Origin of the sequence: Ferroacidibacillus organovorans (genome assembly GCF_001516615.1) — a bacterium.
Lineage (GTDB): Bacteria > Bacillota > Bacilli > Alicyclobacillales > SLC66 > Ferroacidibacillus > Ferroacidibacillus ferrooxidans_B.
This window is the reverse complement of the sequence record NZ_LPVJ01000066.1, coordinates 1-7,385: the sequence shown is the minus strand read 5'-3', so window position 1 is coordinate 7,385 and position 7,385 is coordinate 1. Positions and strand designations below refer to the sequence as shown.

At 41.5% G+C, this 7,385-nt stretch carries 6 protein-coding genes; 1 reads left to right on the top strand and 5 read right to left on the bottom strand.

All coding sequences use genetic code 11. The annotated features are described in order from the left end of the window. Nucleotides 1-71: 71 nt before the first annotated feature. From ATW55_RS13830 to ATW55_RS17395, 5 genes are all read right to left on the bottom strand, one after another. The gene (locus ATW55_RS13830; RefSeq protein ID WP_067719122.1) at nt 72-1,175 is read right to left on the bottom strand and encodes an MFS transporter; all 1,104 of its coding nucleotides are present in this window, start codon (nt 1,173-1,175) and stop codon (nt 72-74) included. 243 nt (nt 1,176-1,418) lie between these two features. Then, entirely contained in the window at nt 1,419-2,315 is an 897-nt protein-coding gene (locus ATW55_RS13825; RefSeq protein WP_067719118.1) for a TfuA-like protein, read from the bottom strand. Then, on the bottom strand, nt 2,315-3,418 hold the full coding sequence (locus tag ATW55_RS13820) for a YcaO-like family protein (protein ID WP_082685875.1): 1,104 nt from the start codon (nt 3,416-3,418) through the stop codon (nt 2,315-2,317). The genes ATW55_RS13825 and ATW55_RS13820 overlap by 1 nt, the downstream gene beginning before the upstream one ends. Further along, nucleotides 3,378-4,502, bottom strand: a complete 1,125-nt coding sequence (locus ATW55_RS13815; protein ID WP_067719111.1) for a HesA/MoeB/ThiF family protein — start codon at nt 4,500-4,502, stop codon at nt 3,378-3,380. Before ATW55_RS13815 ends, ATW55_RS13820 begins: the two co-directional genes overlap by 41 nt. Before the next feature lie 20 nt (nt 4,503-4,522). Then, complete coding sequence (locus ATW55_RS17395; protein WP_423742969.1) at nt 4,523-5,089, bottom strand: aKG-HExxH-type peptide beta-hydroxylase; 567 nt, start codon at nt 5,087-5,089, stop codon at nt 4,523-4,525. A gap of 801 nt (nt 5,090-5,890) precedes the next feature. Here ATW55_RS17395 and ATW55_RS13805 point away from each other — a divergent pair. After that, nucleotides 5,891-7,147, top strand: coding sequence for a helix-turn-helix domain-containing protein (locus tag ATW55_RS13805; RefSeq protein WP_067719101.1), 1,257 nt, complete (start codon nt 5,891-5,893; stop codon nt 7,145-7,147). Nucleotides 7,148-7,385: the final 238 nt, after the last annotated feature.

Sequence of the window (7,385 nt, the reverse complement as noted above, 5' to 3'; positions counted from 1 at the left end):
GTCGTGATCTTGACCGATACACGTACTATTTCTAGCCGCTACGTTTCATTAACGTGGTGGCTATTTTACGCTTACAATACTGTAAACGAATCAATACTAGAATAGACTCTTCCTGCATTAGAATCATCCGTATTATTTTGTAGAATAGTCCACATTGGACCATCACTGATATTTGCAAATAGGCCGATAAGCGCAAAGCTTACGTATATCATAAAGAGAGAGTTTGTAACGGAAAGCAAAAACACCGACAATCCCATACCAATCACCCCAGTGATCGTACTTACCTTGAGGGATTTCCTTCCAAACCACCCTCCCAATAGAGCACCCACCACCGATCCAACACCCACTGCAGTATTCATATAGCCGATTCCAACGGATCCGACGCTTGTCACTCGCGTCATCTCTGGAATTAAGACCCATATTGCGCCGACAACAATATGATTTACTAATAGAAACATCAGAACGGTAAGCATAACATCGTTATGTATAAAGTCTACAAAGACAGCCTTCCAGTCTTTTAGTACACGTAGTACACGTTTAAAGGAGAACATAGAGCTTATCTCAAACTCTGAATCAGCATTTATTTCATATATAGAACGGGGGAGTAACAGCATCACAGACAGCAGCACTAACACAACCATCAAATTAAACAAAAACGCAACAGAATTATGGTGTATGGCTAAAAAGAGGCTAGCGAGCATCGGACCCACAATTAGTGCCACAGTCCCACTAACGTTGGAAAGCGTATTCAATGACAAGAGTGATTTTGTATCAACTAATTTAGGCATGACTGCCATTTGTATCGGACGCGAAATTGTTCCCGCAAGAGCGTTCACTAGAACACAGAGAAATATAACCCATACATTAGAAATATTGAACCACAATATGAAGCAGAGCCCCAACATTGACAAGGCGCTCACAATGGCGGAAATGAAGACCAATTTCCTCCTTGAATAGTAATCAATAATAACGCCAGCTACTGGTACCAACAGAATAAATGGGATCTGTCGGATAACACTTAGTAACGCTACTGAGCTTAGCCCGCCAGTTTTATAGAGAACGGCTGTGACTACTACAAAATATACCCAATCACCAATCATCGAAAGTAAGTTTGCACCAAGATAATAATATGCATTCTTATTTCTAATTACATATATATTCTCAAACAAACTCATGGTTCAACTCCTCCTATAGCCTCTAAGATCATTTCTTTTCCGCAAGTGTCCCTAAAATGTTGCGCATTGTAGAATCCCCTTAACTTAATCTCGTGACGCCAATCTTTTACACGCCAGTGTTTTGAGTAAATCATTTCCAGTTTAGCTATAGATTTTCGAATAGACGAATCTCGTGTGGTCTGACTCAAAGCCTTGACCGCGTATGAGTACCAATTTCTCTGTGCTATAAGGACTACGAGAGGATCAGTGTGCAGGACTCCCGGAGGTTGCATGAGGGGATAAAAAAAAGTCGTCTGTAACAACCGCCTCCTGCCCCATGTGATACTGCACACAAACCTCTTGATAAGCCTCCTTGAAGTCATCAAATAACAATCTAACTAGATTCAATACATCGTCCACTGTAAACGAATGCCCCGACTTGTTCTTTCCGGCTATGTTAAACTCTTGTACTAGATGGTACGCAAAACTCGTTAATGGGAATTGAATGATTGGCATTCTCCATTGCGATGTCTCGGCTATCAAAGATATCGCTCTAATGGAATCTAGCTTCTTTAAATCTATAGCTTGAAGGTCCAAAAATCGCTCTAAGTCCTCGGCATTCACATCGGGTAACTTTCGGCACTCATTGATAAGGGTTTCATAAGTTCTCTCTCCAAACCACCTACGCTTCATATTACTAATTAGCTTACCTTTCAACTCGCGTGATAGAAGACCTTTATCTACTGCCCTGTCAAGGTTAACCCTTATGTTCACTAATGGTTCTGAATAGGTCCGGTAGTTCTCCTCATCATGAAGTACAGCTACCTCGTCGTCTCCATCAATAACCCCAGTTCTGTACATATCATATATTTCACCCACACCAATCATGCCTACTTTATCCATCTCACTTGCTCGTAGAGCTCCCATGCTCGAACAACCTATCACGACACACCCTTTACCTATGGCATGTATGACTTCCATATGCTGAATGGATGGTTTTGTTCCGAAGTAGCCATCTATTATGAGCACTACATCTCCCTGATGTGGACGCAGTCTAATAAGATCGCCCCGTTGTATGGGCGGGAGTATATTGACTCCTGGAATTATACTAAGAATCTGATCTTCGCTAATTGTTGGTCCTACAAAAACGTAAGTACTCATCAGTGTTTCCCCTTAAATGTAAGACTTGGAATTAGTATAAACACTACATACACACCAATATTCCTACTCAAATCTTTGAACTTCGGTCTAAGATTAGCCGTAAAGAGCGTAGCCAGTACGTCATTAAGTTCATCAAATTTGTTTGAATACTTGCTATCAGACAGGTGATTCATAGTGACCAACTTTACAGCCCTAGGAAGAGGTTGGATTTCAGGAACCTCTGTAGCATAAAATTCACTGCGTATATCGTCGCGACTGCCGGTAATAAGGGTCAGTCTTGACTGAACTGCCTCTGCAAACGCTTTTTCTAGGGCTTTATTCCTACTGGAATCACATCCGGTTCCAGTGAATCCCACCCTCATACCTTCCTGAAGAAGCTGCACCTTAAAGCATGGAAGGTTATAGTCGTTCGCGAAATATTTTACACGGACGTCGATCTTCATCAGTTTAAGCCTACGAATTAAATCTCGCACAGCACCGGTTATGGAGACCAGATCAACATCAACCGGCAAATGAGTATATACTATGTGTCGTTCTAATACCTCGTATAACCCATGGAGCATGGCTGAGTTTCTGTCTAGCCCGGCAGCAAGTCCGTTGGAAGTTTTTCGGAACGGAGAATAGTAGGCATTGTCTGTTACAGTTAGATCCATCGAGCAAATTTCCTTAGGAATAAGTTCTTCACGTGCCGAATACAGATCAACTGCTGAGGTCCACTCTAGCGGTATGGTGTCGTTGATTGTGATATCATCATTTAACTGAAGTGATCTAATATCATAAGTTACAACTTGTTGAGCACTCCGGATTGAGGCCTTTTCCGAGACAGCCATTTCCTCAGCATGAAACATTTCAACTGACTCCATTATGGCTGAAATGGAGGCCTGGACTGATGACAGCCCCTTCCCTTGGGATACGCAATAGTTTTTGGACAGCGGTCTAATTGCCTGAAACACAGGCATACCTATGCAGTCTAACCCGGTAACGTCGGCGATTCGGGATATCTTAACTTCGGGAACGACATAACGTTTCAGTTCGTCCAGTGTGCGTTGATCTTTACAGACATCAGACAACATAGGTTTCTCCACATACAGGACAGTCGTCATTCCGAGCGATTTCCTCTATCTCACCAAAGGGTGATTGAAGACTCAACTTTATCGCTCCATTAGCGGTTATTGGAGGGAAAATTCCAGTAAGATAAGCGATCGCATCATTAAATTGATAATGGGCAGTTAGGGTAATACCACTAGCGATGGATGGATACTTTCTCGGTCTAGAACTTTGAAGACCGAGAATGACTGAATCATAATACTCTGTAGGGAAGGTGCTCTTAATGTGCTGTTCTACACAAGCAAAACACGGCGATTTTCCCGGCACAAAGATCGGTCCAATCAGATTAGCAAAACTATTGATATATGGAACACCATATTCTACACACGCCTTATTAACCCATCTGTTAAGGACAAATCGTGGTTCGTCGGCCTGTAAGAATACAAAATCCAAATCCCTTATTAAGCTAGGTAGCTCATCGCAACTTGTAATAAACTTAGGAATCAGTTGCAATGCAACACTAGGATTAAGACCCCTAACGCATTCCCCTAATACATCCACTTTCATGGAACCAACAGAAGACTCACTGTAAAAAATCTGTCGCACCAAATTCGAACGTTCAACAACGTCTCCATCCACAAGACGAAGATAGCCAATGCCTGTGGCTGCTAGCATCATCGAAATGAGAGAACCTGTCCCACCAACTCCAATGATGCCGACACGTTTATGTTTAAGTTTGCCCATAAACTCATAAGGAGTTTCTCCCTCTTCACAAAACCCATCGAACCAATACAGGAGTGTTTTATATCTATCCATATCGGATTCAGACATCCATTCAGGCATTTCATGTTCAAAGTTGTCCTTTATGACCCCTTTCTTATATAGCTGCATCAGTATGTTTATGACAGAATCGGGGGAGACCTTGTGCAACTCAGTTGTTTTAGAAACGATGTCTTCCGTGCTTTGTGTCCCATCACACAAATGCACTACTGACCGCACTACAGGATGTATGTTTTTAATCCTTACATGCCGACCGTAAATCCCATTGAACAAAATGTCGGTAGCGTTCACCTTGATGAGTTCATATTCTGCAGCTATTATTGGAAACCGGAAACCACAGTAAGGGAAGCTATTCGTCATTTCCAATCAACCCCCAAATACTAATAATCAGTAATAGATCCAACTGACTTATCGAAGTTGCGCAACAATTCAACGCCATCTACAGTCCATTCACCGGTATCATGTAAAACAGTTAGCCCATGTTTAGCCTTGAGGCGATATTGTTCATACAGTTCCGACGCGACATCGCGGTTAGGATAATCCAACTCAATCCACCGCTTCAACACAAACGACACACGAACCAAGACGTATACCGCGTGAAGCACTGCAATAAGCGGTCTACGGTCATCCCTCAAGGGGGATTTTGCAAGTTGAGTTGGATTGTTCAAGAATTTCGCTAACTTACTCTTAATGTACAAAGAGTAATGGGAGGATTCATGAACTAATAAATCTATGTAATTCGGTATCACCCAATCATGTTTCGGACTAATATATATGGCACCAAAAGTACTTGGGACACTAGAGGAACGAAGGCTGGTACTTTGAACGAATACACATGTTGTTAGGAGTCCCGTGACCTCCTCCCAAGCTTCCGCACAACATCCTCGTAGAAGCTCGAGGGAATCTAATATTTTAAAGTAATGTGGTTTAGCAAGTGCCTGATCCATCAACTTTAGATCTCCATTTTCTAGCGCTAAGCTGCTTTCAATCGTCCTGAGGCCAAAGGTCACCCAGGGTTGTTCAAGCAAATCAAACCGGCCGTTGTAATTCACCAATGAACCAGCACACGAACAAGGTCTTGATAGCAACCTCCTAAGTAGATTCTCGTTCAGGCTACCAAGTGATACTTGAAGTACTTCGAAGCAGAACTCAGGGTCGATTCCCTTTGTGTTTTTAAGAACATCAACACTCTGCCCGGTAAGCTTCCAAAACCGTGACTTCAGGGAATTGTAAAAAACTCCTCTTTCCCACGATAATTGGTTCGAGTCATATTCCCAATTTGGCGTCTTATTTATACTATGCAAAGATCATCCACCTTTTATTGATATTTATACTGAACTATAATTTGGTGTGGGTGGATGCCCACACCAAATTATTTCAGACTATTAAGTAGTCGGACGTGGTTCCCCAAATGAAAAGGACAATTCCTCAACCTCGAGATCAACTTCAATGTTTTCCTCTTCGTTCGTATTATCCTGCTTCAAGTTCGCCATATTCTCACCTCCTTTCATAGAATTGAAGGCTCATCGAAAATAATCCTTACGTACTCATGCTTGATTGCGTAGTTGGAATTGGTACATAGCCATCATTAGGACTCATTAGAGTCATACTGGCAATCATTACTAATACGAAAAGTACTGAACCTAGTTTCACTGGAATCTACCTCCAACTAAAAATATACTGGAATTTATCAAAAATTTTTATTAACATGGGGTTAGTATATGTATCCCCTAGAAGGAGAATGCTCTTTGAACACAAATTTAGGACATAAATTACGCCAATTGCGAAAAGAAACAGGTTTATCTCAACGCCAAGTTGCAGATGCAGTCGGTGTAACCAGGGGATATATAAGTCAAGTCGAAAATGGTATAACTACACCTTCGCTAGAGACGCTGACCTTAATATCTAGCTCTTTAAATCGTCCACTTGAATACTTTCTTTCGTCAGAATCCATGTGGGGTACAATAAAACTTCTTATCACAAATTCTTCTGATTTTCTTGAGATTCAGGATTATGCCAAGTCCCACGTGCATGCAAGAGAAGCTGTCAGACTAAGTCTGTCCTATGGAGTTCCTGACCTAGAGCTAGAAGCACGTTTGATTCTAGCCAAATGTCTAAAAACTATGAATCGACTGTATGACTGTCTTGACGTGCTGGAACCTGGGCTTAAATATGTCCATAGTAGTATAGAAAGAGATACTGTTATCGAGTACTTTATGGTGGTTGCTGATACTATGTTACTAATGGAGCAATTTACCAATTCTATATACTACTACGAAAAAATAATTGCTTTATCCAGTGGCTCTAAGAGATTAGGTCAATGTCATGCCCGTGCTTCGCTATATCTAGGAAGCTGTCAGTACCGACAAGGAGACTTTTCTCGGGCTAAAAAATCATATGAGCACACATTTCGAAACGCCGGCTTACAAGGCAATTTCAAACTGCAAGTTCAAGCAGGTTTAGGACTAAGCCTAGTTCTAGTTAAGATGAACTTCATAAATGAATCTTATTCCATAATCACTAAAATAATGCACATTAGTAAAAATAACCATAACTATATGGCGACTCAAATATACCATAATTTAGCAATTATCCTATTGAACAAGGGACAGAAGCAAGAAGCCTATTCGCTTCTCCGGAAATGTAGAAAAGAGTATGCTACTAAAAACATGACAGTGGAGGAATGCAGTGTAATCGAAGAAATAGCAGATTACTTTCAGGAATCAGGAGATTATGATGTAGCTGAGTTTCACTGCCTCGAGGCATTACGCATATTGGACGATCATGATACTGTGATCATTAGAGGTCGCATCTTTAGAAAACTAGCTGTTTTACATGGACTTAAAGGAAATATCGTAACTTCAGAAGAATATCTCAGACTAAGTGACCGTATGTTCAAACTTGTAAAATCAAAAGATGAATTATTAACAAACGCGCTCTCAGTTGGGATAAAAATGGATCATGGTGGATTACCTGAATCCGTGACGCCGATATCAAAATCCTGAGGTATGCCCCGTGTCGGCCCTCGAGACCACTCAGGCAGTTGTTCAGTGGCCCCAACCGATCAGAAGACCCCGGATTCAAAAAGTTGTCCCCAAATGACCAAAGTTGCTGCTTATATTTGTCCAAACGAAGAGCAGGAAGTTACCCTCCTGCTCGTGGATACTGTAGCCGCTCGCGCTGTTTGACGGTGAATGAGCGGTTTTTTGTTATCCGCATTGACGAAGGATTTTGTCAATGATT

What these genes read in the sequence shown, in the direction of transcription:
- ATW55_RS13820 (WP_082685875.1), bottom strand. Translation starts at nt 3,418, where the DNA reads ATGACGACTGTCCTGTATGTGGAGAAACCTATGTTGTCTGATGTCTGT.
- ATW55_RS17395 (WP_423742969.1), bottom strand. Translation starts at nt 5,089, where the DNA reads ATGGATCAGGCACTTGCTAAACCACATTACTTTAAAATATTAGATTCC.
- ATW55_RS13830 (WP_067719122.1), bottom strand. Translation starts at nt 1,175, where the DNA reads ATGAGTTTGTTTGAGAATATATATGTAATTAGAAATAAGAATGCATAT.
- ATW55_RS13815 (WP_067719111.1), bottom strand. Translation starts at nt 4,502, where the DNA reads ATGACGAATAGCTTCCCTTACTGTGGTTTCCGGTTTCCAATAATAGCT.
- ATW55_RS13825 (WP_067719118.1), bottom strand. Translation starts at nt 2,315, where the DNA reads ATGAGTACTTACGTTTTTGTAGGACCAACAATTAGCGAAGATCAGATT.